This is a genomic window from Brevundimonas staleyi (assembly GCF_041893865.1).
Classification (GTDB): Bacteria; Pseudomonadota; Alphaproteobacteria; order Caulobacterales; family Caulobacteraceae; genus Brevundimonas; species Brevundimonas staleyi.
In genome coordinates, this window is the sequence record NZ_CP169082.1 from 3,553,240 (window position 1) to 3,577,860 (window position 24,621).

The window sequence follows — 24,621 nt, forward strand, 5'->3', positions numbered from 1 at the left end:
GCATGAACATCTCACGCTTCTTCATCGACAGGCCGATCTTCGCGGCCGTCCTGTCGGTGTTCATCACCCTGGTCGGGATCTTCGCCTTCCCGCTGCTGCCGCTCGCGCAGTATCCGGACATCGCGCCGCCGACCATCACCATCAACACCGCCTACGCCGGTGCCTCGTCCGAGACGCTCGCCGAGACCGTCGCCGCCCCCATCGAGCAGGAGGTGAACGGCGTTCAGGGGATGCTCTATCTCTCCTCCTCCTCGACCTCGGACGGCGCGGTGGCCATCACCGTGACCTTCCAGCCGGGCACCGATCTGGATGCCGCCCAGGTGCTGGTCCAGAACCGTGTGGCGCTGGCCGAACCCCGCCTTCCGGCGGCGGTGCGTCAGGTCGGCGTGGTCGTGAACAAGCAGGAGTCGGGCTTCCTGATGATCCTCGGGCTCACCTCGCCCGGGAACGTCCTGGATAACGACTACGTCGGCAACTACGCCAACTCCACGATCCGCGACCGCCTGTTGCGCGTCGAGGGCGTCGGCAACGTCACCATCTTCGGCGGCGGCAACTATTCGATGCGCGTCTGGATCGACCCGGCCAAGGCCGCGGCTCGCGGTCTGAACGCCTCGGACATCACCACCGCCCTGCAAGGCCAGAACATCCAGGCCGCGGCCGGCTCCATCGGCCAGCCGCCCTTCGCCACCAACGCCTCCGCCTTCCAGCAGCCGATCCAGGTTCAGGGCCGCCTTTCCAGCCCTGACGAGTTCGCCAACATCGTCATCAAGACCGACGCCGAAGGCCGCGTGACCCGCATCCGCGACGTCGCCCGCGTCGAACTCGGCGCCCAGGACTACGGCATCGAGGGCTATTTCGACGGCCAGCGCGGCGTCGGCATCGCCATCGTTCAGCAACCGGGCGCCAACGCCCTGGGCACCGCCGAACGGGTCCTGGCCGAGGTCGAGACCATGAAGGCCTCCATGCCCCAGGGCATGGACGTCCAGGTCGCCTATAACCCGACCGAGTTCGTCGAGGCCTCCGTGTCCTCGGTCGAGCACACCCTGATCGAGGCGATCATTCTGGTCGTGCTCGTGGTGCTGATCTTCCTGCAGTCGTGGCGCGCGGCGATCATCCCGATCGTGGCCATCCCGATCGCCCTGGTCGCCACCTTCGCGGTCCAGCTGGCGCTCGGCTATTCGATCAACTCCCTGTCCCTGCTGGCCCTCGTGCTCGCGGTCGGCATCGTGGTCGATGACGCCATCGTCGTGGTCGAGAACGTGGAGCGCTACATCCGCGAGGGGCTATCGCCCAAGGAAGCCGCCTACCGGTCCATGCAGGAGGTGTCGGGCGCCCTGATCGCCATCGGCCTGGTGCTGGTCTCGGTGTTCATCCCGACCATGTTCGTGCCGGGCATCCCGGGCATCTTCTATCGCCAGTTCGCCGTGACCATCGCGGCGGCCTCGGTCACCTCGCTGTTCGTGTCGCTGACGCTGTCGCCGGCCATGGCCGCCATGCTGCTGAAGCCGCATGTCCACCACGACGAGGCCGCCAGGCGTCCGACCAGCCTGTTCGGCCGCGCCAAATACTATGGCGGCTGGGCCGGTCGTAAGTTCAACGAGGGCTTCGACTGGCTGTCGGACAAGTACGGCCGCCTGACGGCCCGCCTGGTCCGCACCGTGGCCATCATGCTGGTGATCTACGCCGGTCTGCTGGGCCTCACGACCTGGCGCCTCATCGACACCCCGTCGGGCTTCATTCCCGAACAGGATCAGGGCTTCCTGATCGGCGTCGTCCAGCTTCCGGCCGGTTCGTCGCTGGAGCGCACCAACGCCGTGATGCAGCAGGCGCGCGAGATCATGGAAGGCACCGACGGCGTGGAGGGCACCGTGGCCTTCGCGGGTCTGGACGGAACCAGCTTCTCGTTCGGTTCCAACGCCGCGACCCTGTTCGTGCGTCTGAACGACTACAAGGACCGCACGACGCGCGAGACCACCGCCAACGCCCTGGCCGGCGCCATCACCGGCGCCGCCGCGGGCATCCAGAACGCCAACATCTTCGTCATCGCGCCTCCGGCCATTCAGGGCCTGGGCACCGGCAACGGCTTCGCCATGATGATCCAGGATACGGGCGGCGCGGGCTATCAGGCCCTGGAAGGCGCGACCTTCGCCATGATGGGCGCCGCGGCCCAGGCGCCGACCGAGGTGCAGCAGGTCTTCTCGACCTACAACACCGCCTCGCCGCGCGTGGAAGCCGACGTCGACCGCGACAAGGCCCTGATGATGGGGGTCCAGCCCTCCGACGTGTTCAACACGATGGGGATCTATCTGGGCTCGTCCTACGTCAACGACTTCAACATGCTGGGCCGCACCTTCCGGGTGACGGCGCAGGCGGAGCCGGCCTATCGCGACGACATGGCCGACATCGGCAACCTGAAAGTCCGTTCGGCCTCAGGCGCCATGGTGCCCCTGGGTTCGGTGGCCACCCTGCGTGAGACGTCCGGTCCGTCGCGGATCGTCCGTTACAACCTGTTCCCGGCGGCCGAGCTGCAGGGTCAGGGCGCGCCGGGCGTATCCTCCGGTTCGGCCCTGGGCATCATGGAGAACATGGCCGCCCAGACCCTGCCGCAGGGCTTCACCTACGAGTGGACCGGCCTGGCCTATCAGGAGAAGCAGGCTTCCGGCGGCGCGACCCTGATCTTCGTGGTCGCGGTGCTTCTGGTCTTCCTGGTTCTGGCGGCCCAGTACGAGGCGTTCACGCTTCCGCTGGCGGTCATCCTGATCGTGCCCATGTGTCTGCTCGCCGCCATGCTGGGGGTGAACGCCATGGGTCTGGACAACAACATCCTGGTCCAGGTCGGACTGGTGGTCCTGATCGCGCTCGCGGCCAAGAACGCCATCCTGATCGTGGAGTTCGCCAAGCAGAACGAGGACGAACACGGCATGGATCGCTGGGACGCCGCCGTCCACGCGGCCCAGACCCGTCTGCGTCCGATCCTGATGACGTCCTTCGCCTTCATCCTGGGCGTGCTGCCCCTGATCCTGGCCGAGGGCGCCGGCGCCGAAATGCGCCGCTCGCTCGGCGCCGCCGTCTTCTTCGGCATGATCGGGGTGACCGTCTTCGGTCTGATCTTCACGCCGGTGTTCTACGTGATCTGCCGCGGCCTGGCCTCGCGCCTGCCCAAGCGTCCCGAGAGCCCCAGCGTGACCCCGACGACCGGCACGCCTTCGGACAACGACCTCCACTCGCAGCCCACGCCGGCCCTCAACGCGCCGCGCTCGGGAGACGCCGCATGACCCTGAAGCTCACCCCCCTCCTGACCGCGTGCGCAGCCTCCGCCCTGCTGGCCGCCTGCGCGGTCGGGCCGAGGGCGCCCGACGCCTCTCTCCCCCCCCTCGCGTCGGGCGCCTTCGTAAGTTCGCCGCTCGGGTCCGCCAACGGCGCGACCTCGACGGCGGAGGCGCGCAGCGACTGGTGGCGGCTCTATGCCGACCCCACCCTGGACGGCCTGATCGAACAGGCCTTCGCGCAGAACAACCAGCTGGAAGCCGCCGTCGCCAATCTGCGCGCCGTGCGGGCCAGCCTGTCGGAAGCGCGGTCCGGCCTGCTGCCCACGACCAACACCACGGCCTCGGCGACCCGCAGCCGGGCCTCGGCGGCGGTGACGCCCGGCTTGGCGCCGGGTCAGGACGCGCCCGAGATCGACACCTACTCCGCCGGTCTGGACGCCTCCTATGAGATCGACCTGTTCGGCCGGGTCGCCTCGACCATCCGCGCCGCCCGCGCCGATGCGGACGCCCAGGCGGCCGCCCTCGACGTGGTCCGCGTCACGGTCGCGGCCGAGACGGCCCGCGCCTATGCCGACGCCTGTTCCGCCAACGCCCAGATCGCGGTCGCCGAACGCACCATCGGTCTGCAGCAGAACACCGCCGACCTGACCCAGCGTCTGCTGGAAGGCGGCGCCGGGACGGGCCTCGACACCGCCCGCGCCCAGTCCGCCCTGGCTTCCACTCGGGCTCAGTTGCCGACCCTGCGGGCCCAGCGTGACGGCGCCCTCTATCGTCTCGCCACACTGACCGGCGTCACCCCGGCCGAGGCGTCGCAAGCCGCCCGGTCGTGTCAGCGTCCGCCGCAGCTGTCGCAACCGATCCCGGTCGGCGACGGCGCGGCGCTGCTGGCCCGCCGTCCCGACATCCGTCAGGCGGAACGCGCCCTGGCCGGCGCCGCCGCGCGGGTCAATGTCGCCACCGCCTCGCTCTTCCCGACCATCTCGCTGGGCGGGTCGATCGGTTCGACGGCGCTGGACGCCTCGGATCTGGGCGACGACACCTCGTACCGGTTCTCGTTCGGCCCGCTGATCAGTTGGAGCTTCCCGAACATCCTGGCCACCCGCGCCCGGATCGAGGCCGCCGACGCCCGCACCGACGCGGCCCTGGCGACCTTCGACCAGACGGTTCTGCTGGCCCTGCAGGAGACCGAAACGGCGCTGACCAACTACGCCAACGAACTGGACCGCCGCGCGGCCCTGACCGAGGCGCGGGATCAGGCCGCCAACGCCGCCCGTCTGGCTCGCCTGCGGTTCGAAGCGGGCGCCGACAGCTTCCTGTCGGTGCTTGACGCCGAACGCACCCAGGCCGCGGCCGACGCGGCCCTGGCTCAGTCGGACGCCCTGGTCACCACCTACCAGATCGCCCTGTTCAAGGCGCTGGCGGGGGGCTGGGACCAAGGCTGATCGCGCAATAAATCGCGATCCATTCTCAGATCAGGGTCATTTCATGCTCATGACGCATGATCTGACCCCGGAATGGGGAAATCATTTGCGCTGACGCCCGGTCGCAGCTTTATATGTTGCCATGCAACAGAAAGGCCCATCCGGACCGCAAGGGTTCGTCGTCCAACCGCGCCGCCTGCCCAAGGCGGAAGCGTCCGTGCGCGTGCAGGATTTCGGCGAGATCATCGTCAAACCGACCACCGAGAACGTCGAGGTCCAGGCCGGCCGCTGCACCGACTGCGGCGTGCCCTTCTGCCAGAACGCCTGCCCGCTTCAGAACAACATCCCCGACTGGCTGGGCCTGTCGGCGGAGGACGAGATGCGCGAGGCCTGGCGCATCGCCTCGGCCACCTCGACCATGCCCGAGATCTGCGGCCGCATCTGTCCGCAGGACCGTCTGTGCGAGGGCTCCTGCACCCTGAACCAGTCCGGCTGGGAAGCCGTGACCATCGGCTCGGTCGAGGCCTTCATCGGCGACACCGCCTTCGACAACGGCTGGGTCGAACCCATCCGCCCCCTGCATGAACGCGCCCAGTCCGTCGGCATCGTCGGCGCCGGTCCCGCCGGCATGGCCGCCGCCGACCGTCTGCGCGAGCAGGGCTATCAGGTCACGATCTACGACCGCCACGACCGCCCCGGCGGCCTCCTGATCTACGGCATCCCCGGCTTCAAGCTGGAGAAGCGCGTCGTCCAGCGGCGCACCGATCGCCTTGCCGAAGGCGGGGTGGAGTTCGTGCTGAACTGCGAGGTCGGCAAGGACGTCACCCTGGACCAGCTGCGCGACAAGCATGACGCGGTCCTCCTGGCGATGGGCGTCTATCAGGCCCGCGCGCTCCAGGCGCCGGGCGCCGGCCCCGGCTCGACCGTCGCCGCCCTCGACTATCTGATCCATCAGAACCGTCGCGACCTGGGCGAACAGGACGGCGGCTGGCATCACGCCGAGGGCCGCGACGTCGTCGTCATCGGCGGCGGCGACACGGCCATGGACTGCGTCCGCACCGCCGTGCGCCAGGGCGCGAAGTCCGTCACCTGCCTCTATCGCCGCGACCGCGACAACATGCCGGGCTCGGCCCGCGAGGTCGCCAACGCCGAGGAGGAAGGCGTCGTCTTCGAATGGCTGGGCGCGCCCAAGGCCTTGATGTCGAAGGGCGGCTCGACCTCCGCCGTCCGCGCCGCGCGCATGGCCCTGTCGGAACCCGAGTTCGGCAAGCGCCGCGACATCGTCCCGGTCCCCGACGGCGACTTCGACCTGCCCGCCGACATGGTCATCGAGGCCCTGGGCTTCGAGCCCGAGGCCTTCGCCGCCCACAGCCCCGAACTGTCGCTGAGCCAGTGGAACACGGTCGCCGTCGCGCGCGGCGGCTTCGCCACCTCCCTGCCCGGCGTCTATGCGGCGGGCGACGCCGTGCGCGGCGCCTCCCTCGTCGTCTGGGCCGTCCGCGACGGCCAGGACGCCGCCGCCGAGATCGACCGTTACCTCAAGGCCCAGGCCGAAGGGGTGGCGGCATGACCCTCCACACATTTCCGCTCATCCCCGCGAAAGCGGGGACCCAGTGCTTTGGGCGCTCCGGCCTTTCCATCAATCCCCGAAAATCCAGTCCCGAGCTTTGTGCCTCGCGAAAGAACTGGGTCCCCGCTTTCGCGGGGATGAGCGGATTGGGAAGAGACTGAAATGACTTGGCTGCAGCAATATCAAACAGACCGCCAACGCCTGATCGACGCCGGCGCCTATGAGCCTTCGTCGGAGAAGGACGCCTGCGGCGTCGGCCTCGTCGCCGCCATCGACGGCAAGCCGCGCCGCGAGGTGGTCGTCCACGCCATCCAGTCGCTGAAGAACGTCGCCCACCGGGGCGCGGTCGATCCCGACGGCCTGTCGGGCGACGGCGCCGGCCTGATGGTCGAGGCGCCCCAGGCCTTCTTCGCCGAACAGGTGCGGATGATCGGCCAGACGCTTCGTCCCGGCCCCATCGCCATCGGCCAGATCTTCCTGCCGCGCACCGATCTGGGCGCCCAGGACCGCGCCCGCGCCATCGTCGAGACCGAGGTGCTGCGCGCCGGCTTCTACATCTACGGCTGGCGCCAGACCCCGATCGACCTCAGCGTCGTCGGCTCAAAAGCCGACGCCACCCGGCCCGAGATCGAACAGATCATGCTCGCTGTCCCAGCCGACCTGATCGACGATTCCGAGGCGCTGGAGCGCGAACTCTATCTGGTCCGTCGCCGCATCGAGGGCGCCGTGGCCGCCGAGGCCGTGCCCGGTTTCTACATCTGCTCCCTGTCGGCGCGGTCGCTGATCTACAAGGGCATGGTCCGCGCCGAACTGCTGGACCAGCTCTATCCCGACCTCTTGGATCCGACCTTCCAGTCGGCCTACGCCATCTTCCACCAGCGCTATTCGACCAACACCTTCCCCGAATGGCGGCTGGCCCAGCCGTTCCGCATGCTGGCCCACAACGGCGAGATCAACACGCTGAAGGGCAACCTCAACTGGATGAAGAGCCATGAGATCCGCATGGCCGCCACGGCCTTCGGAGATCACGGCGAGGATGTGAAGCCGGTCGTCCAGGCGGGCGGGTCCGACAGCGCCGCCCTCGACAACGTCTTCGAGGTCCTGGTCCGCGCCGGCCGTCCGGCGCCGATGGCCAAGGCCCTGCTGATCCCCGAGGCCTGGGCCCGCGACGAGGGCCTGATGAAGGCCGAGCACCGCGCGCTCTACGCCTACTGCAACGCGGTGATGGAGCCCTGGGACGGCCCGGCCGCCATCTGCGCCACCGACGGCCGCTGGATCGTCTGCGGCAAGGATCGCAACGGCCTGCGTCCGCTCCGCGCCATGGAGACCCACGACGGCCTCCTGCTGGCCGGCTCCGAAGCCGGTCTGGCCGGCCTGCCCGAAAGCCGTATCAAGCGCCGCCTGCCCATCGGCCCCGGCCGGATGATCGTCGCCGATCTCCAGAACGGCGTCCTCTTGGACGAGGCCCAGGCCATCGACGCCCTGGCCGCCGACCACCCCTATACGGAGTGGCTGGAGAACATGGTCGATCTGGAGCCGATCATCGGCCCCGGACCCGAGCCGCGCGCCGCCACCGGCGAGGCCCTGACCCGTCGCCAGATCGCCGCCGGCTACAGCCGCGAAGACCTGGACATGCTGCTGGATCCGATGATCAAGGACGGCAAGGAGGCGGTCGGCTCCATGGGCGACGACACGCCCCCGGCGGTCCTGTCGGACCTGCCGCGCCCCCTGGCCCACTATTTCCGCCAGAACTTCAGTCAGGTCACCAACCCGCCCATCGACCCCCTGCGCGAGGCCGGGGCCATGAGCCTGAAGACCCGGTTCAAGAACCTCGGCAACATCCTGGCCGAGGAAGAGGCCCAGACGAACGTCTTCGTCCTCGACAGCCCCGTCCTGACCACCGGCATGTACGAGCGGATGCTGGACGTCGTCGGCGCCGGCTCGACCGTCACCATCGACTGTTCCTATCCGCTGCCGGACCACACCGATGGCGCTCAAGCAGCGAGCGACCGCGTCGCGAGCGGTAGCGCCCCCGGCCAGCGGCCGGGCGCCGCCCTCCGGGCGGCACTGGACAGGATCAAGGACCAGGTCGAGCATGCCGTCGCCGGAGGCTCCAGCCTGGTCGTCCTGACCGACGAACGCGCCTCGGAAAGCCGTCTGGCCGTTCCCATGATCCTGGCCACGGCCGGCGCTCACGGCCGCCTGACCGACAAGGGTCTGCGCAGCTTCGTGTCCATCGTCGTCCGCTCGTCCGAGGTTCTGGACCCGCACGGCTTCGCGGTCCTCGTCGGCGTCGGCGCCACGGCGGTCAATCCGTGGCTGGCGCAGGAGATGTTCCAGGAGCGTCTGGATCGCGGCGCCTATCCGGGCATGTCGCTGAACCGCGCCTGCCTGAACTACAAGGGCGCGCTGGAAGCCGGCCTGATGAAGACCCTGGCCCGCAAGGGCATCAGCGTCATCTCCGCCTATCGCGGCGGCTGCGAGTTCGAGGTCCTGGGCCTGTCGCGCGCCGTCACGGCCGAGTTCTTCCCCGGCGCCCCGTCGCGCATCTCGGGCATCGGTCTGGCGGGTCTGGAGCGGGCCGCCCTGCAGCGCCACGCTCAGGCCTGGACCGAGGCGACGCCGTCGCCCGCCGTCGGCGGCTTCTTCCGCATCCGCGCGGGCCAGGAGAGCCACGCCCACGACGCGAAGACGATCCACCTCCTGCAGGACGCCTGCAACCGCGGCGACTACAAGCGCTTCAAGGCCTATACCGAGGCCGTCGGCGAACAGCCGGACAACGCCCCGCGCGACCTGCTCGACTGGCGCGAAGGCCTCACGCCCGTGCCGATCCATGAGGTCGAGAGCGTCTCGGATATCCGCAAGCGCTTCCTGACCCCCGGCATGTCGCTGGGCGCCCTGTCGCCCGAGGCGCACGGCGTCCTGAACGTCGCCATGAACCGCATCGGCGCCCGCTCGGTCTCGGGCGAGGGCGGCGAGGATCCGGAGCGCTACGCCACGCGCCCTGACGGCGACAACATGAACTCGGCGGTCAAGCAGATCGCGTCCGGCCGGTTCGGCGTCACCGCCGAATATCTGAACCAGTGCCGCGAGATCGAGATCAAGGTGGCGCAAGGAGCGAAGCCCGGCGAGGGCGGCCAGCTGCCCGGCTTCAAGGTCACCGAATTCATCGCCCGGATGCGCCACTCCACGCCCGGCCAGACCCTGATCTCGCCGCCGCCGCACCACGACATCTACTCGATCGAGGACCTGGCCCAGCTCATCTACGACCTGAAGTCGATCAACCCCGACTGCCGCGTCACGGTGAAACTGGTCTCCGCCTCGGGCATCGGCGCCATCGCGTCCGGCGTCGCGAAAGCAAAAGCCGACGCCATCCTGATCGCCGGCCACAACGGCGGCACGGGCGCCTCGCCCCAGTCGTCGATCAAGCACGCCGGCCTGCCGTGGGAAATCGGCCTGGCCGAGACCCATCAGGTCCTCAGCCTCAACAACCTGCGCTCCCACGTCGTCGTCCGCGCCGACGGCGGCATGCGCACGGGCCGCGACATCGTCATCGCCGCCATCCTGGGCGCCGAGGAGTTCAACATCGGCACGGCCAGCCTGATCGCCATGGGCTGTCTGATGGTGCGCCAGTGCCATTCCAACACCTGCCCCGTCGGCGTCTGCTCCCAGGACGAACGGCTGCGCGAGAAGTTCACCGGCACGGCCGACAAGGTCGTGAACCTGTTCTCCTTCATCGCCGAGGAAGTCCGCGAATACCTGGCCATGCTGGGCGCCCGCAGCCTCGACGAGATCGTCGGCAAGACCGACCTGCTGCGTCAGGTCCGTCGCGGCGGTTCGCATCTGGACGACCTCGACCTCAACCCCCTCCTGGTCCGTGTCGAGGCCGCCGAGAGGAAGCTGTGGGCCGAGAAGGGTCGCGCCGAGGTGCCCGCCACGCTGGACGCCCGCGTCCTCAACGACGCCTGGGCCTTCCTGGATCGCGGCCAGACCTCGGAGCTGACCTATCCGATCTCCAACGTCATGCGCACCATCGGCGCTGGGGTGTCATCGGCCATCGTGCGCCGTTGGGGCCCGACCGGCCCGACCGGCGTCCTGACGCTGAAGCTGAACGGATCGGCCGGCCAGTCCTTCGGCGCCTTCGGGGCCAAAGGCCTGAAGCTGGAACTGACCGGCGAGGGCAACGACTATGTCGGCAAGGGCCTGTCCGGCGCCGACATCGTGGTGAAGCCCGTCGAGTGGCGCGAGCACCAGCCCGCCATCGGCAACACCACCCTGTACGGCGCCACCTCCGGTCGCCTGTTCGTCGCCGGTTCGGCGGGCGAGCGGTTCGCGGTGCGGAACTCCGGCGCCCAGGCCGTGGTCGAGGGCGCCGGCGCCCACGCCTGCGAATACATGACCGGCGGTCGCGTCGCGATCCTGGGTCCGGTCGGCTGGAACCTGGCCGCCGGCATGTCGGGGGGCGAGCTGTTCGTGCTGGACGACGCGGGCCGGACCGGCCTGGCCCTGAACGGCGACCTCGCCTCCTTCGCCCCGGTCAACGCGGCGGCGGGCGAGCGTCTGAAGGCCCTGATCGAGGCCCATCTGGCCGCGACCGGATCGCCTCTCGCGCGCCGCCTGCTGGGCGCCTGGTCCGACAGCCTGAAGCGGTTCGTCCGCATCGTCCCGACCCCCGTGGCCGAGGCCGAGCGCAAGATCGACGCCGGAGAGGCGGTCCCCGCCTGATGACCGGCGCGCCGCCGCTCCTCGCCCACCAGGCGCCGCTCGTCATCGACGGGGCGGCGACCGGCTGGATCCTGGTGTCGACGGCTCTGGTCCTGATGATGACCCTGCCGGGCCTGGCGCTGTTCTACGGCGGCATGGTGCGGAAGAAGAACATCATCTCCACCATCGCGGCCTCGACGGCGGCCCTGATGGTGGTGACGGTGCTCTGGTTCATCGCCGGCTACAGCCTGTCGTTCGGCGCGTCAGGCCCGGCGACCAACGGCGTCATCGGCGGTCTTCAGGCGGTCTTCCTCGACGGGGTGCGGATCAACACGGCGCACAGCCTGTCGCCCGCCCTTCCCGAATATCTCTGGATCGCCTACCAGCTGACCTTCGCCATCATCACCCCGGCCCTGATCGCCGGGGCCTTCGCCGAGCGGATGAAGTTCTCGGCCAGCCTTCTGTTCTTCGCCCTGTGGCACCTGATCGTCTATGCGCCGATCTGCCATCAGGTCTGGGGCGGCGGCTACCTCGGCTCCTGGGGCGTGCTGGACTTCGCGGGCGGGGCGGTCGTCCACGTCAATGCGGGTGTCGCCGGCCTCGTCTGCGCCCTCGTGCTCGGCCCTCGCCACGGCTTCGGACGGGACAACATGGCCCCCGCCAACCTCGCCTACACCGCCATCGGCACGGGCCTCTTGTTCGTCGGCTGGCTCGGCTTCAACGCGGGCAGCGCCTGGGCCGCCGACGGCATCGCCGCCGTCGCCGCCCTGAACACGATCATCGCCCCGGCCGCCGCCGCGCTCGGCTGGATGGTCATCGAGTGGATCGAGAAGAAGCGCCCCACCCTGCTGGGCCTTCTGTCCGGCATCGTCGGCGGTCTGGTCGCCATCACCCCGGCGGCCGGCTTCGTCGATCCAAAGGGCGCCTTCCTCATCGGCCTGATCGGCGGCCCGGCCTGCTACGCCGGCGCGGTCTGGCTGAAGCACGCCCTGAAGTACGACGACAGCCTGGACGCCTTCGGCATCCACGGGGTCGGCGGCATCGTCGGCGCCGTCCTGACCGGCGTCTTCGCCACCACCGCCATCAACGGCGCGGCCGAGGGCGCGGACGTGGTGAAGCAGATCGTGGGCCTTCTCGCCGTCATGGCCTGGAGCGCGGTCGGCACCTTCGTGGTCCTGATGATCTGCAAATTCACCACCGGCCTGCGCGTCGCCAGGGACGGCGAGGTCGAGGGGCTCGACTACTCCCAGCACGGCGAGAGCATTCACTAGAACCGTTCTTGAATTTATTCCTCGACAGGTCTTGCGCCGGCGCCGGACCCGCCCCAACTAAGGCCTGATCTTTGACACGTCAGCCTGTCGGGCACGCGCACTCCAGCGGCCGGCATTTCCGATAATCCTGCACTGTCTTGCACTCGAAAATCGCGAAACAGTGCAAGATCCCCGAGGTGGCACTTTGGCACGTTGGCACGCCAAATTCCGAAACAGTGCCACCTCCACCCTCTCCCCTTGCGGGAGAGGGAGACCGCGCACGGCGGCGTAGCCGTCGTTCTCGTGCGATCGGGTGAGGGGTGAAACTCGCTCTTGCCGGGTGAGCACCGGACGCATCATCAGGTCGGCGTCTTCGTACCCCTCATCCGACCTCGCTGCGCTCGGCCACCTTCTCCCGCAAGGGGAGAAGGAAACCGCTTCAATCCACCGCCCGCACGTTGTCGTCCGAGTTCCGGTCGATCCACTTGTTGTACGGGTCCGCCCCGGCGAACGCCGGCTTCGCCGCCGTGGTGAACCGGAACGTCTGCGTCCCGCTCCGCAGCGGCCGCCGCTCGAACAGAAGCACGTTCGAGGCATCGAACGCCCCCTTGCCCGGCATGGCCGAGAACAGGCCGATGTCGAAGGTCTCGTTCAGCGGCGCCTCGGTCTCCTCGCCCTTGCCGTCGGCGTAGAGCTTCCTCGCCTCCACCGTGACCGTGACGTCCCAGCGTCCGTCGCGGCGGCGGGTCGCCGTGGCCGCCGTGGTCTTGACGTCATACAGGGTGATCCGTTCGAACAGGTCGGTGATCAGGTGCTGCTTGTTCGCCGGTGCGTTGGCGCGGAACAGGGCGATCAGGTCCGTCGAGCGCGGATAGGGCGCCGGCTTGAAGGCGTGGGTTTGGAGGAACTGGGCCAGAGCCCGGTTCACGTTCGCCTCGCCGATCTGGTCGGCCAGCAGGTACATGACCACCGCGCCCTTACGGTAATGGATGTACTGCTGGTTCTCCATCCGGTTCAGCGGCAGTTCCTCGATCAGCTCCGTGCCGCGCGAACGCAGGTAGTTGTCGAGCTCGAACTTCAGGAACCGGCGGATCTTGTCCGGCCCGTACATCTCCCGCATCACCATCAGGGCCGAGTATTGGGCCAGGGTTTCCGACATCAGGGTCGCCCCCTGCATGTTCGCCCCCACGACCTGATGCGCCCACCATTGGTGCGCGAACTCGTGCGCGCCGATGTAGGTCACATAGTCGATCTTGGTCTCGTCGCGCAGGTCGGCGATGAAGCCGAGGCCTTCGGACCAGGCGAAGGTGTTGGGGAAGGACTGTGCGTAGCTGGCGTAGTCCGGGAACTCGCTGATCCGCGCCTGACGGAACTGGTAGGGCGAGAAGTTCGCCTGGAAATAATCCAGCGAGGTCTCCAGCGCCGTCATCATGCGCGGCACGTTCGTGGCGTGCTGCGGGTCGTGGAAGACCACCATCTCCACCCCGTTGTGGGTCTGGCGCGCGATCTCGTAGCGGGCCGACTGCACCGACAGGAAGTAGAGCACGGGGCTTTCGGTCACGAACCGCATGGTCCGCCTGCCGTTCGCCGTCGTGTCGCTGCGGACCATGCCGGGGGCCAGGGGGGTCTGGTCGGCGTCGGTCGTGACGGTGACGTCGGCCGTGACCCAGTCGGCGCCGATGTAGTTGCGGCCGGTGGCGGTCATATCCTCCAGCTTGGCCGGACGCAGCTCCGCCGGCAGGCCGTATTTGCGGCGCTTGGAACGGTCCTGAAGCAGGCTGGACCGGTTCATCCCGATCATCGGCGCGAACTCGCCGTTGGTGACGAAGGTCCCGTTGTCGACGATGCGGGTGGTGTTTCCCCGCACCTTGAAGCCGCGCTGCTGCAGCACCGTATCGAAGCTGACCGTCCGACGCTCGCCCGGCGCCATCGGCGTGTCGAAACGATAGATGCGGTAGTCGAACTCCGGCCATTCGCGGACCATGCGCGCGCCCTGGACGGTCAGGGTCTTCATCTCAAGATCGTCGTTCCAGCGCAGGTGCATTTCCGACAGGGGCGCGCCCGTGCGGTTCTCGACCGTGTAGGTCCCCTTCGTCTCAAGGCGCGGCGCGTGCGGATGCAGGTCGAGATCCAGCTTCACGTCCACCAGGGTCGGCTGGGGCGTGGTCTCGAAGCGCAGCAGGGTCCGTTCGTACTCGGCCTGAAGCTTCTCCTCCGCCGACTGGTTGCGGTACTCGTTCCAGACGTTGGTGTTGACGTAGATGAAGCTGCCCAGGCCGATGAAGGCGACCAAGGCCAGGCCGCCGACGACGCCCGCCGGTCCCATCAGACGGTGCGGTAGACGCTTCAGCCGCGGCGTCAGCCGGGTCTCCGTTCCGCGCCGCCACAGGGCGTAGCCGAGGGTCAGAAGGATCACGGCCGCCATCGACCAGTAGGCGTCCAGCCAGGCCGCGAAGCCCGCATAGTCGCCCCGCCCGTTCATGTCCGACAGGGGCACGGGAATGCCCGAACCATAGCGATAGAGGACGTGGTCGAAGCCCATGTTCCGGGCCACGATCGTGGAGATCATGTAGACGACCATGATCGCCCAGCCGACGAACTTGTTGGGCGCCAGCGACTGCACGAAGATGGCCAGAACCGCCAGCAGGGCGAAGTTCACCGTCCCCGGCACGACGTACCACATCAGGTATTTGCCGAACTCGAAGTCCGTGTAGCCCTTGAAGAGCTGGACCGCGACGCCGGCCACGACGCCCGCGATCAGGATGGAGGCCAGGACCAGGATCAGGGCCAGGGTCTTGGGGATCAGGAAGGTCCAGTCGGGCGTGGACGAGGCGTCGATGATCTCGTGGACCTTGCGCTCACGATCGCGCCATACGAGCTCGCCCGAGTAGTAGATGGCCACGATCATGGCGATCAGGGCGAAGGCGCCCGTCAGGCCGGTGATGACCACACGGGTGACCAGCAGCAGGGGCGCGCCGTAGATCTCGCCGGTGAAAAGCAGGGTCGAGACGGCGAAAGCCAAGCCCAGCAGCATCAGGATGACATAGGCCGGGCTCTTGAACACCAGGCTCATCTCGAAGGCGGTGCGCGACGTCAGCCGAGCCCAGCCGGCGGCGAAGCCTTCCCTGGGCGACGGCAGCGGACCGATCGTCGCGGGAGCGGCGGGGGCGGCCTCGGCCAGCTTCCGCAGCTTGTCGGTCTTGCCTTCCTTGGCTCCGCGAATGGAGGGGCGATAGAGGACGTAGGCCGCGCCGAGAATGGCGACGCTGATCCCCGTCCACAGCAGGCGGTTCCAGAGGAAGACGCCCTCCAGCGGCACGTTCAGCGTGTTCCGTTCGGCCGCCGTCCAGTATTTCGTGACGAGGCCGAAGGCGCCCATGCCGAAGGGCTCGCCCCAGGCCATGGCGACCTCGAACTCGGGCTTGCTGCCCAGCACGCTGGTTGCGGTCAGATAGGCGATGAACACCCCGACGACGCCGACATAGGTGGCCATCATCGACCGGGTCACGGTCGCCAGCGCGAAGAACAGGGCCGAGGTCAGGAAGACGCCCGGCAGGCCCACGATCAGGTAGTTGTAGAGGTAGTCCCAGGGCTGGAACGGCCCCACCGTCTCACGGTCGATCCAGGGCGCGAGCGTGCCCGCCATGACCCCCAGGGTGATGACGAGGAAGCAGAGCGCGGTCGCGAGGAAGGCCCCGGTGAAGCGGCCGTAGAGGTAGTCGAACTTCGTAAGCGGCGTGGCCTGGACCATGGGGCCGAAGCCGGTCTGGACGTCCCTCACGACGACGTTGGCGACGATGGCCGTGGTCGCGAGCATGAAGAACATGCCCATGACGGCGTTGATGGTCGCCAGGGCGTAGGGCGCGTTCTTGTGGACGTTGCCGCCCGAGCCGATGGAGATGTTGTCCGAGGCCGCGACCGACCCGAAGGCGAGCAGACCGAACACGATGGCGATGACCCAGAAGGCCGGCTGGCGCAGCTGGTAGCGGAATTCGAAGGCGGCGATCTTCCCGAACATGGCTTAGGCCGCGACCTTGCGCGAGGCGCTGAGCGTCGAGAAATAGACGTCTTCCAGCCCGCCCGGCACCGGCTCGAAACCCTCGCCCGGACGACGGTCCGACAGGACGTGGATGACGGTGCGGCCGGCGAACAGCCGGGTCGAGATGACTTCGTACCTGGCGCGGTGATCCTCCAGCGCCTCCTTGTCGATGGTCTTCTTCCAGACCCGGCCGTTCAGCTGGTCCATCAGCTGGGCGGGAGCGCCCTCCAGCTGGATCTTGCCGCCGGCCAGCACCGCCATGCGGGGGCACAGATCTGCGACGTCCTCGACGATGTGGGTCGACAGGATGATGACCACGTTGTCCGCGATCTCGGCCAACAGGTTCAGGAAGCGGTTGCGTTCCTCGGGGTCCAGACCGGCCGTGGGCTCATCCACGATGATCAGTTTCGGATTGCCGATCAGGGCCTGGGCGATGCCGAACCGCTGGCGCATGCCGCCCGAGAAGCCGGCGATGGCCTTGTTGCGGACGCTCCAGAGGTTGGTCTGTTGCAGCAGGGTCTGGACGGTCTCTTTGCGGTCCTTGCCCGACGAAATGCCCTTCAGCACCGCCATGTGATCCAGCATGTCGTAGGCCGAGACGCGCGGATAGACGCCGAAATCCTGGGGCAGGTAGCCGAGGGTGCGGCGCAGTTTCTCGGGGTCCTTGATGACGTCGATGCCGTCGAAATCGATGGAGCCGGAGGTGGGGGTCTGCAGCGTCGCGATCGACCGCATCAGGGTCGATTTGCCCGCACCGTTGGGGCCCAAGAGGCCGAACATGCCGGTCGGCACGGTCAGCGAAACGTCGTCCAGCGCCCGCGTTCCGTTGCCGTAGACGTGGACGAGATTCTTGATCGTGAGCATGACGCCCTCCCCTGACAGTCAAGTGACCTTGTCACGTCGGGAGGGGAGTCCGCAAGTTACGATCGTGTCACGCTTGGCGGCGATTGCGGCGTCTATCGCCCACCGGTGAGTTCGCGGTGATTTCGGCTATGCGAAAACCGCCGTCGATCGGTGAGCCTGGATAGGTTGGCCATGCAGATTTCCGCCGTTCGCGCGGACACTGCAATTCTACATCGGGGCGCGGGTCAGGGTGTAGCCGCCGGTCGTGCCGACGAAGGCGTCCTCGCCGGTGCGGCGGAAGGCCATGACCACCGAACCGTCGGCGGCCAGCATCTCGAAGCCGTTCGCCGTGGCGCGCCAACTCTTCGCCTTGGCCGCATCCGGGACGGCGCAGTTCTCGGCCAGGACCGGGCGGACGCCGTCGATCACAAGGTTGGCCAGCGACACCTGGCAGCGGGAGCCGTCGGGAGCGCGCAGGGCCCAGAAGCCGGCGACCTGTTCGACCGCCAGCACGCGGCCCTGGGGCTCGGAGGACGCGGGCGCGGCGGCGCTGCCGGTCATCAGGATCGCTCCGACGGCGGCGAGGATGTGCAGGGGGTCACGGGCGGGGCTCCTCATGCGGGGAGCTTCCGCCGGGATCGGGGCGGAGGCAAGGCCACTCTCTCCTCCTTCGTCATTCTCCGGCGCAGCGAAGCGGAGACCGGGGGACCCAGCGGCGCGCGGGAGCGCGAAACTGTCGCGCAGTGTGATGCTTCCGACATCCTGCCTGAACAGATCGCCTTCGGCGCCGCTGCGTCCCCCGGTCTGCACCGCGAAGGCGCGGCTTGCCGGAGGATGACGAAGGTCCGTGATCAGCCCCCCGCCTTCACCCTCAGCCGGAACGCATGCAGCAAGGGCTCGGTGTAGCCGTTCGGCTGTTCCACCCCCTCGAACACCAGGGCGCGCGCCGCTTGATAGGCCAGCGACCCGTCCGGATCCGTCGCCATCGGTCGGTACAGCGGATCGCCCGCGTTCTGGCCGTCGACCTTGGCGGCCATGCGGAGGAAGGCGGCGTCCACCTGTTCCGCCGTACACACCCCGTGCAGCAGCCAGTTGGCGATGTGCTGGGACGAAATCCGCAGTGTCGCTCGGTCCTCCATCAGGCCCACGTCGTGGATGTCGGGCACCTTGGAGCAGCCGACGCCCTGGTCGATCCAGCGGACGACATAGCCAAGGATGCCTTGCGCATTGTTGTCCAGTTCGTCGCGCACCTCCTGCTCGGACCAGTTGGCTCCGTTGGCCAAGGGCGGCGTCAGGAGGTCGGTCAGGCCGGGCGTCGGGCGACCGGCGACCTCCTTCTGGACCGCGAAGACATCGACGGCGTGATAGTGCAGCGCGTGCAAGGTCGCGGCCGTTGGCGACGGGGTCCAGGCGGTGTTGGCGCCGGTGCGCGGATGGCCGATCTTCTGCTCCAGCATGTCGGCCATGCGGTCCGGCGCGGCCCACATCCCCTTGCCGATCTGGGCCCGCCTCGACAGACCGCAAGACAGGCCGATGGCGACGTTCCGCGCCTCATAGGCGGCGATCCATTTGGCGCTCTTGATGTCGGCCTTGCGGACGACGGGACCGGCCTGCATGGCCGTGTGGATCTCGTCGCCGGTGCGGTCCAGGAAGCCCGTGTTGATGAAGACGATCCGGTCCTTCACCGCCTGGATGCAGGCCGCGAGGTTGGCCGAGGTGCGACGCTCCTCGTCCATCACCCCGACCTTGATCGTGTGGCGTTGGAGGCCCAGCAGGTCCTCGACCGCGTCGAACAGGCGGTTGGTGAAGGCGGCTTCGTCCGGGCCGTGCATCTTGGGTTTGACGATGTAGACCGACCCGGCGCCGGAGTTGGTGAAGCCGCCGATGCCCTTCAGGTCGTACATCGCGATCAGGGAGGTCACGATGGCGTCGAGGATGCCCTCGGGCGCCTCCAACCCGTCCGGCAGGTGGATGGCCGGGTTGGTCATCAGGTGGCCGACGTTCCGGACGAAAAGCAGGCTACGGCCCTTCAGGGTGACGGCCCCGCCCTCCGGCGCGGTGAAGGTGCGGTCGGCTTCGAGCGTGCGGTTCAGGGTCTGGCCGCCCTTCTGGAAGCTGGCGGCGAGGTCGCCCTTCATCAGGCCCAGCCAGTTGCGGTAGGCGGCGACCTTGTCCTCCGCGTCCACGGCGGCGACGGAATCCTCCAGGTCGCAGATGGTCGAGAGGGCGCTTTCCAGCACGACGTCGGACAGGCCCGCCGGGTCGCTTGCGCCGATGGCGCTGGAGCGGTCGATGACCAGCTCGATGTGGAGGCCGTTGTTGGCGAACAGGATGGCGGACGGCGCCGAGGGCTCGCCGCGATAGCCGACGAACTGGCCGGGGTCCTTCAGGCCCGGCGTCAGCTGACCGGCTTCGACCGACCAGCCCGCGACCTGGGAGTGGGAGCCGGTCTCCAGCGGCACGGCCTCGTCGAGAAAGGCCTTGGCGCGCGACACGACGCGGGCGCCCCGCGCGGCGTCATAGGGACCGGCGGGCGGCAGGTCGCCCAGGGCATCCGTGCCATAGAAGGCGTCGTAGAGACTGCCCCAGCGAGCGTTGGCCGCGTTCAGCAGGAAGCGGGCGTTCAGGATCGGCACGACCAGCTGCGGCCCCGCGAGCGTCGCCAGCTCGGCGTCGACGTTCTGGGTCGTCACCTGGAAGGGGGCGGGCTCGGCGACCAGATAGCCGATCTCGCGCAGGAAGGTCTCGGTCGCCGCGGCGTCGTGAGGCTGGCCCTTGCGGTCGCGATACCAGGCGTCGATGCGGGCCTGCAGTTCGTCGCGGCGGGCGAGGAGCTTGCGGTTCTCAGGCGCGAACCGGGCGAAGACATCGGCCGTCCCGGTCCAGAAGGGGTCGGTGCCGAGACCAAGGCCGGGGAGCACCTCATCCTCAATGAAGCTGGCCAGTTCGGCGGCCACGGACAGGCCGGCGCGGTCGGAATGGGTCATGCGAAATCTCCCCGTACAGGCTCTTGGGAGGCGGCCTGTAACAATGCGTGATCGCACTCAATACGAGGCTTTGCTGCGCTGCAAGAGCGGTTTGAGATGACACCGGTGACAACGATGCGCAGGCGGGCCTAGTCTCGCCGAAAACAAGAGGAACGCGCCGTGGCTGAGCAGTTTTCGATAAACCGTCGCGGCGTGCTGGCCGGCGGTCTGGCCCTTTCGGCCGCGCCGTCCCTCGCCTGGCCGCAAGGGCAGCACCCGGTCGTCGCCACCACAAACGGCCCGGTGCGCGGCCTGACGGACGGCGGCGTCGCCGTGTTCAAGGGGATGCGCTACGGCGCCGACACCGGCCCGCGCCGGTTCCAGCCACCCGTCCGACCGACGCCCTGGACCACGCCCGCGGAGGCCTTCGCCTATGGCGCCGCCAGCCCGCAGGGGTCGGATGAGGCGAACCAGTCCGAGGACTGTCTGTTCCTGAACGTCTGGTCGCCGGGGCTGGACGGAGAGCGGCGGCCGGTGATGGTCTACATCCATGGCGGGGCCTATTCGAACGGCTCGGGGTCCAGTCCGCTCTATGACGGAACGCGGCTGGCGCGGCGGAACGACGTGGTGGTGGTGACGGTGAACCACCGGCTGAACCTGTTCGGCTACGCCTATCTGCAACGGATCGCGGGGGCGCCCTTCCTCGACAGCGGCAACGCGGGGCAGATGGATCTGCACCTCGCCCTGGAATGGGTGCGGGACAATATCGCGAACTTCGGCGGCGATCCGGGGCGGGTCATGGTCTTCGGCCAGTCGGGCGGCGGGGCCAAGATCGCGACCATGATGGCCAGCCCGGCCGCCTCCGGCCTGTTCCACCGCGCCGCGACCATGAGCGGACAGCAGGTGACGGCCTCGGGTCCGTGGAGTGCGACGCGACGGGCCGAGGCCTGGCTGGATGCGCTGGGCCTGCCGAAAGAGCGAGCGGCGGAGGCGGCGGCGATGCCGGTCGAGACCCTGCTGAAGGCGGCCGAGGCGACCGATCCGGTGCTGGGCTTCGGCGGTCTCTACTGGGGACCGGTGCTGGATAACCGCACCCTGATGCGCCACCCCTTCTATCCCGACGCGCCCGCCCAGTCAGCGGCCATCCCCATGATCATCGGCAACACCCATGACGAGACCCGCGCCTTCCTGGGCAATGATCCGGCCAACTATGCGCTGACCTGGGATGACCTGCCCGGCAAGCTGACGGGACGGGAGTTCCGCATCGACGTGGCGCCAGAGCCGGTCATCGCCGCCTATCGCCAGATGTATCCCGACTACTCTCCCAGCGACGTCTTCTTCGCGGCGACGACGGCGGCGCGGAGCTGGCGCGGGGCGGTGATCGAGGCGGAGGAGCGGGCGAGGTCGGGATCTCCGGCCTGGGTCTATCAGCTGGACTGGACCTCTCCGATCGACGGCGGAAGGCGCGGGGCCATGCACACCGACGACATCCCCCTGGCCTTCGACAATGTGGACGCGACCGGCAGCCGGGCGCAGGGACCGACGGCCCAGCCGATGGCCGAGCGGCTGTCGAAGGCCTTCGTGGCGCTCGCCCGCGACGGCGATCCGAACCATGCGGGCCTGCCGAGCTGGGAGCGCTACGGGCTGGAGCGGCGTCAGACGATGATCATGGACGTGGCGTGCCGGATGGAGGACGATCCGCGCGGCGGCGAGCGTCGCCTGTTCGCCGCCATACCCTACGTCCAGCCCGGAACCTGATGGCCCAGCCGCCCGCCCCTCGCCCGCCGTTCCGGATGCTGCGTCTGCATGGGGCGCTGCTGGCCGGGCTGGCGCTGGCGGCGGTCATCGCCCTGGCCTCGCCGGTGGAGTGGCGCTGGACCGTGCGGCTGGCGGCGGGGTGGGACGCGGGCGTGGGCCTGTTCCTGATCCTGACCTTCCTGAAGCTGGCGCGAACGGAATCGGTCGAGACGATCCGCGCCCGCGCCGCAGAGCTGGACGAGGGCGGGGCGCTGGTCCTGCCGCTCAGTTTGATGGCGGCGGCGGCCAGCGTCGTGGTGGTCATCTCCGAGGCCGCATCGGGATCGTCCGGTGCGAATCGTGCTGTCGAGGCCGCCCTGACGCTCGGCACCGTCGCGGCGTCCTGGCTGTTCGTGCATGTGCTGTTCGGCCTGCACTACGCCCACCGCTTCTATGCGCCGGGGGACGAGGGTGGGGATCGGGGCGGGTTGCTGTTCCCGGGCGAGGATCAGCCGGACTACTGGGACTTCCTCCACTTCTCCCTGATCATAGGCGTGGCGTCGCAGACGGCGGATGTGCAGATCGCGGATCGGGGACTGAGGCGGCTGTCGAGCGTCCACAGCGTCACGGCCTTCGTGTTCAACACGGTTCTGGTGGCGCTGGCGGTGAACTTGGCGGTGAGTCTCATTTGATCCCCTCTCCCCTTGCGGGAGAGGGTGATCGCGCACGGCGGCGCAGCCGTCGTTCTGGCGCGATCGGGTGAGGGGTGACACTCGCCCTCACCGATAAGCCGTCTGTCCGCTGCATCCGATCCGCGTCTCCGTACCCCTCATCCGTCCGCTTCGCGGCCACCTTCTCCCGCAAGGGGAGAAGGGCTCTGAACGCCCCTCCGCCTTGACTTCGCCGCACTCCTCCCCCATCTGCCCCCGCATCGCACAATCGCGATCCCCGGCGTCTCCAGCGCGTGTGGGTCTTCACCTCCCCACGAAGACCTGACTGTAGCAGCCGCCGGTTCGTCACCCTCCGACTTGATCGGAGGGCTCAAGTTTCATTCGCTGCCCGGACACGCGGGGCGGCGCCCGATCCACCCCGACGGCCCATTCAGGGCTCCATCGGGACTGGCGGCGCGCGGCCCTATCGGCGTTTCACGCCCGGCTGATGCGCGTCGCCGCATACGCGAAAGAACACCGACGCCATGAGCGCCTCCTTTGAATCCTTCGGCCTGAACAAGGCCATCCTCCAGGCCCTGACGACCGAGGGCTATGTCACCCCGACCCCGATCCAGACCCAGGCCATCCCCTCGGTCATGACCGGCAAGGACCTCCTGGGCATCGCCCAGACCGGCACCGGCAAGACCGCGGCCTTCGCCCTGCCGATCCTGCATCGCCTGGCCGAGAACCGCACCGCCCCCCTGCCGCGCACGACCCGCGCCCTGGTCCTGTCGCCGACGCGCGAACTGGCCACCCAGATCGCCGAGAGTTTCAAGGCCTATGGCCGTCACCTCGGCTTCAAGGTCGCGGTCGTCTTCGGCGGCGTGAAATACGGCCCGCAGGAGCGCGCCCTGCAGGGCGGTCTGGACGTCCTGGTCGCCACGCCCGGCCGCCTGCTGGACCACATGCAGCAGAAGACCCTGGATCTGTCCTCGACCGAGATCTTCGTCCTGGACGAAGCGGACCAGATGCTGGACCTCGGCTTCGTCAAGCCGATCCGTCAGATCGTCGCCCGCATCCCGGCCAAGCGCCAGAACCTGTTCTTCTCGGCCACCATGCCGTCGGAGATCGGCAAGCTGGCCGGCGAGCTCCTGAAGGAGCCGGTCAAGGTCCAGGTCACGCCGCAGTCGACCACGGTCGAACGCATCAACCAGTCGGTCATCCACATCGAACAGGGCAGGAAGCGCGCCCTGCTGACCGAGATGTTCGCCGATCCGAACTACTCGCGCTGCCTGGTCTTCACCAAGACCAAGCACGGCGCCGACAAGGTCGCGGCCTATCTGGAAGCCGGCGGCGTCCTGGCCGGCGCCATCCACGGCAACAAGTCCCAGCCCCAGCGTGAGCGCACCCTGGCCGCCTTCAAGGCCGGCAAGCTGCGCGTTCTGGTCGCCACCGACATCGCCGCGCGCGGCATCGACGTGGACGGCGTCTCGCACGTCGTGAACTTCGAACTGCCCTTCGTGCCGGAAGCCTATGTCCACCGCATCGGCCGGACGGCCCGCGCGGGCAAGGACGGCTCGGCGGTCAGCTTCGTGGCCGGCGACGAGATGAAGCTGCTGCGCGACATCGAGAAGGTCACGCGCCAGAAGATTCCGGCCTCCGACCGTCGCAACGACCGTTCGCTGCAGCTGCTGGATCAGTCGATCATGGCCTCGGGCGTGGCGTCGAAGGCTTCCATGCCCGACGACGGCCGCGGCGATCGCCAGCAGAAGCGCGGCCCGCGCAACCCGCACCGCGACGGCGTGAAGAAGGAACACGGCGGCCAGCCGCACCGCGTCCGCAAGGGCGGCGGCCAGCGCGACCGCACGCATCACGGCGAGCGTGGAGATCGTCCGGTCGCCTCGACCGCGCCGTTCGATCCGATGGCCGCCGACCGCGCCCGCGCCGCGGCCTCCGCCAACCGTCCTCAGGCCGAGGCCAAGCCCGACGGTGAGATCCGTCGCCGCCCGCGCGGCCGTCGCCCGTCGAACGGCGGCAAGGGCTACGCGGCCAAGGGCTGATCCCCACCGACGGCGGGTCTCGACCGAGGCCCGCCGTTTTCCCTGTTCACGGCATGATGTTGAAGTCTGTGCTAGTCTTCGCCATCTGAGCCGATCCCGCCGATCCGAGACC

At 68.6% G+C, this 24,621-nt stretch carries 12 protein-coding genes; 8 read left to right on the forward strand and 4 right to left on the reverse strand.

Annotated elements, in window-relative coordinates; all coding sequences use genetic code 11:
• The first annotated feature begins 2 nt into the window (after positions 1-2).
• The 5 genes from ACETK8_RS17880 to ACETK8_RS17900 all read left to right on the forward strand — a co-directional run bounded on the left by ACETK8_RS17880 (position 3) and on the right by ACETK8_RS17900 (position 12,235).
• Positions 3-3,275, forward strand: a complete 3,273-nt coding sequence (locus ACETK8_RS17880) for an efflux RND transporter permease subunit (RefSeq protein ID WP_374037171.1) — start codon at positions 3-5, stop codon at positions 3,273-3,275.
• On the forward strand, positions 3,272-4,711 hold the full coding sequence (locus ACETK8_RS17885) for an efflux transporter outer membrane subunit (RefSeq protein ID WP_374037172.1): 1,440 nt from the start codon (positions 3,272-3,274) through the stop codon (positions 4,709-4,711). The genes ACETK8_RS17880 and ACETK8_RS17885 overlap by 4 nt, the downstream gene beginning before the upstream one ends.
• A gap of 121 nt (positions 4,712-4,832) precedes the next feature.
• Entirely contained in the window at positions 4,833-6,260 is a 1,428-nt protein-coding gene (locus tag ACETK8_RS17890; RefSeq protein WP_374037173.1) for an NAD(P)-dependent oxidoreductase, read from the forward strand.
• 162 nt (positions 6,261-6,422) lie between these two features.
• Complete coding sequence (gltB, locus tag ACETK8_RS17895) at positions 6,423-10,985, forward strand: glutamate synthase large subunit (RefSeq protein WP_374037174.1); 4,563 nt, start codon at positions 6,423-6,425, stop codon at positions 10,983-10,985.
• Positions 10,985-12,235: an ammonium transporter gene (locus ACETK8_RS17900; protein ID WP_374037175.1), complete on the forward strand. Its 1,251-nt coding sequence runs from the start codon at positions 10,985-10,987 to the stop codon at positions 12,233-12,235. Before gltB ends, ACETK8_RS17900 begins: the two co-directional genes overlap by 1 nt.
• 418 nt (positions 12,236-12,653) lie before the next feature.
• Here ACETK8_RS17900 and ACETK8_RS17905 read toward each other — a convergent pair whose 3' ends face one another.
• The 4 genes from ACETK8_RS17905 to ACETK8_RS17920 form a co-directional block, all read right to left on the reverse strand.
• Positions 12,654-16,232: a M1 family aminopeptidase gene (locus ACETK8_RS17905; protein ID WP_374037176.1), complete on the reverse strand. Its 3,579-nt coding sequence runs from the start codon at positions 16,230-16,232 to the stop codon at positions 12,654-12,656.
• 3 nt (positions 16,233-16,235) lie between these two features.
• Positions 16,236-17,117 carry an ABC transporter ATP-binding protein gene (locus ACETK8_RS17910; protein ID WP_374037177.1) on the reverse strand — a complete coding sequence of 294 codons (882 nt, stop codon included), beginning with the start codon at positions 17,115-17,117 and terminating at the stop codon, positions 16,236-16,238.
• Positions 17,118-17,324: 207 nt separating this feature from the next.
• Positions 17,325-17,714, reverse strand: a complete 390-nt coding sequence (locus ACETK8_RS17915) for an AprI/Inh family metalloprotease inhibitor (protein WP_374037178.1) — start codon at positions 17,712-17,714, stop codon at positions 17,325-17,327.
• A 233-nt stretch (positions 17,715-17,947) separates the two neighbouring features.
• Positions 17,948-20,083, reverse strand: coding sequence for a malate synthase G (locus ACETK8_RS17920; RefSeq protein ID WP_374037179.1), 2,136 nt, complete (start codon positions 20,081-20,083; stop codon positions 17,948-17,950).
• Between the two features lie 159 nt (positions 20,084-20,242).
• Between ACETK8_RS17920 and ACETK8_RS17925 the strand changes: the two genes are divergently transcribed.
• From ACETK8_RS17925 to ACETK8_RS17935, 3 genes are all read left to right on the forward strand, one after another.
• Positions 20,243-21,820: a carboxylesterase/lipase family protein gene (locus ACETK8_RS17925; protein ID WP_374037180.1), complete on the forward strand. Its 1,578-nt coding sequence runs from the start codon at positions 20,243-20,245 to the stop codon at positions 21,818-21,820.
• Positions 21,820-22,491 (forward strand): DUF1345 domain-containing protein, encoded by a 672-nt coding sequence (locus ACETK8_RS17930; RefSeq protein WP_374037181.1) that lies wholly within the window; start codon positions 21,820-21,822, stop codon positions 22,489-22,491. The genes ACETK8_RS17925 and ACETK8_RS17930 overlap by 1 nt, the downstream gene beginning before the upstream one ends.
• A gap of 503 nt (positions 22,492-22,994) precedes the next feature.
• Complete coding sequence (locus ACETK8_RS17935; protein ID WP_374037182.1) at positions 22,995-24,509, forward strand: DEAD/DEAH box helicase; 1,515 nt, start codon at positions 22,995-22,997, stop codon at positions 24,507-24,509.
• The last annotated feature ends 112 nt before the right edge of the window (positions 24,510-24,621 follow it).